This is a genomic window from Methylophaga sp. UBA5088 (genome assembly GCF_002414625.1).
Taxonomy (GTDB): Bacteria; Pseudomonadota; Gammaproteobacteria; order Nitrosococcales; family Methylophagaceae; genus Methylophaga; species Methylophaga marina.
Window position 1 is genome coordinate 1 of the sequence record NZ_DIAC01000117.1, and the last position, 3090, is coordinate 3090.

Consider the following 3090-nt stretch of genomic DNA (forward strand, 5'->3'; position numbering starts at 1 on the left):
GCCAGAGCCAGAGCCAGAGCCAGCATTCCAGACAGAAGCAGAACGTTTACGCTTACTGATGACGGCTGACGACGAAACTGAAGAAGTTGATGCTGAACCTGAAGTGGCTGAAGAAAGCCTTTCAAGTGAGAAAGAGAGTTCAGTACCGTCTGAAGAAATTGCAGAAATGCGTTCAGAGCTGGATGAGCTGCGTGAAAAAGTACGCGCCAGAACCGCACAACTTCGTGCAGAGGCGAAAGCACGTAGCCAACAACCAGCGGTGGAACCTGAACCAGAAAGCACAGTTGATATGGCGAGTTCAGAACCGGCTTATGAACAGACGCCTGAGACAGAGACAGTAGACATTGAAGAGACTGATTCAATAGATGATGCTGACTCCCTGTCTGTCAGCGAGGATTCAAAAGATGATTCTGAGCCAAATTTATCTTTATCTGATAATGCCGACGTGTCTGAGCCTGTTGTTGAGGAAGAGTTTGATCTGGATGAGGTTGCACAAACTGTTGAGGATGAACTCACTGATATCGAGCCAACGATAGAGCAAACAACATCAAGTTCTGTGACTGAGAACGATTTGAACTATGACGTTAACATTATTGATGAACGTCAGCTTGACGATAATTCAACGCGAATTTCGGCCATGTATCCAGCATCAGATGAGCAAGCAGATTCACCTCTTGTTGATGCGGCAGAGCAAGCGACTTCCGATGTAGAGCAGTATTTCAGTGAGGATGAACTTGATATCGGGGAACCTGTGAATCTGGTTGATCCGAAATCTGCTGTATCGGATATGTGGCAGGATCTGACTGAAGAACCATTGCCTACTGATGATGACTTGGATCAGATGTTTAAAGAAATCAAAGATCTTGAAAATGCTTCTGATAATGAAGAAGGCGAGGACGACGAAGATGTTGATACTCAACAGCAGGATCGATTGCAGTCAATATTGTCTTCGATACCGTCTTTTTCGCAAATGAATAAGAAAAAAGATGAGGATTAGTCAGTAGGTTTCATCGCCGCGTTTCATCGCTATTTTTTGACTGCGGTGAAACGCTGATTCTGTTAAAATCGCCGGCAGTTTTTGCTGGGATAAAAAATGACAGAACAAGTCCATGATGTAGCCATTATCGGTGGTGGCGTATGCGGTACAGCACTGATGTATTTGCTCACTGAATACACCGATATACAACATATCGCTCTGGTTGAAAAATACGACCATGTTGCCAAAGTGAACTCTAACGGCAGAAATAATAGTCAGACGCTTCACTGCGGTGATATTGAAACGAATTACACCCTTGAGAAAGCCGCTAAGGTCAAAGCCGCAGCTCAGATGATTGTCAACTATGCTGATGAGCTGGCAGAACGTGATGAAATCATTTTTAAATACCCCAAAATGGTATTGGGCGTGGGTGAAAAAGAGTGCGCCATGTTACGTGAGCGTTTCGAACGTTTCCGCACCGTTTTCACTTCAATGCAGCTGCTGGAAAAAGAGCAAATCGCTGAGATCGAACCCAATGTGGTGATGGTCGATGGCAAGATGCGTGAAGAACCTTGTGTGGCATTGGCTGTGTTAGATGAATACTCAGCAGTGGATTACCAGCGTTTGGCTGAAAGCTTTGTCGATCAGGCACAAAAGCGAACAGATAAAGATCTCAAGCTATTTCTGAACAGTCACGTCGAAGACATCATCGAAAAAGATGGCGTATTTTCTATTGTTACTCAGAACGCGGTTATCAAAGCAAAAACGGTCGTCGTTTCTGCTGGTGGACACAGCCTGCTATTAGCCCAGCAAATGGGATATGGTCTGGAATTCTCATGTTTACCGGTTGCCGGTAGTTTCTATTTCACACCGCCCTTACTCAATGGCAAGGTTTACACCGTACAAAACGACAAATTGCCTTTTGCCGCAGTGCATGGTGATCCAGATGTATTGATTGAGGGTAAGACTCGCTTTGGACCCACTGCATTGTTATTACCCATGCTGGAACGCTACAACAGCAAAACCTTTTTTGAGTTCTTGCGTGTATTAAAGCTGGATTCACGGGTGATGAAAGTCTTCTGGGATTTGTTTAAGGTCAAAGACATTCGTAATTACATCTTGAAAAACTTCCTGTTTGAAGTACCACTGCTACGCCGCTGGTTGTTTATGAAAGATGCACGAAAAATCGTGCCATCTCTGCAATTAAAAGATGTCACCTTTGCCAAAGGTTTTGGCGGTGTTCGTCCTCAGTTAATTGATAAAAAATCATCTCAATTGATGCTGGGCGAAGCGAAAATCAACCCGGGTACAGGTATCGTCTTTAATATGACTCCTTCACCTGGCGCGACCAGTTGTCTGGAAAACGCCGAGCTGGATTTACGATTTGTGTGTGGGCGACTTGGAGCACAGATAGACGAAACCCGTTTAAGAGCTGACCTGCACTGATAAGACTAAAATTTGTTTCAGTCTTCGAATAAGCAGCCGATATAGCTTCATATAAGCATACTAGTTTTTCGATGGAGACAGCATATGACACTGCATTCTGCTCAGGCGGCTAATGCCGGTAAGGCATCAGAGAAGACACAGGTTTTCACCTTCTTTATCGAAGACATGATGTTTGGTCTCAATGTCGATTATGTGCTGATGCTGGGACAGGATGTCGACTCCGTCCAAAAGGTCCCGGTGGAAGAACGTGGTCTGAAAGGGGTGATTAAATATCAGGGTATTGTGGTGCCGGTATTGGATTTTGCCCACCGGGTGGGTGTTAACTCTGCTATCGATAGTAAGGCCAAAATCATCGCCGAATTGAAGCTGCATGAGCAGGAGCTCAATGAGTGGGTCAATGCGCTGGAAATGGCCGTCAAAAATAGCAGTGAATTCACATACTCTACAGACTTGAAAAAAAACCAATTCAGCCAATGGCGGAAGCAGTTTCAAACCAGAGATGACACTTTGATGGAGTTATTGTCTTTGTTTGATGTGACTCAGCAGACACTCTATGAAATGGCAGAACGTTTGCTTACTCTGAGCAATAGTGGCAACAGTCAGGATGCAATGGAATTATTGCGCCGCGAACGTGGTGCCACCATCCAGCGCATGAGTACATTATTTGC

General features: G+C 44.8%; 3 protein-coding genes. All 3 read left to right on the forward strand.

Annotated features, from left to right (window positions below; all coding sequences use genetic code 11):
* On the forward strand, positions 1 to 997 hold a 997-nt coding region (locus tag B4K20_RS14675; RefSeq protein ID WP_289283475.1), incomplete at its 5' end, for a hypothetical protein.
* Positions 998 to 1093: 96 nt separating this feature from the next.
* Positions 1094 to 2422 carry an FAD-dependent oxidoreductase gene (locus B4K20_RS14680; protein ID WP_289283476.1) on the forward strand — a complete coding sequence of 443 codons (1329 nt, stop codon included), beginning with the start codon at positions 1094 to 1096 and terminating at the stop codon, positions 2420 to 2422.
* A gap of 84 nt (positions 2423 to 2506) precedes the next feature.
* The coding region (locus tag B4K20_RS14685; RefSeq protein WP_289283477.1) for a chemotaxis protein CheW at positions 2507 to 3090 on the forward strand (584 nt) is incomplete at its 3' end.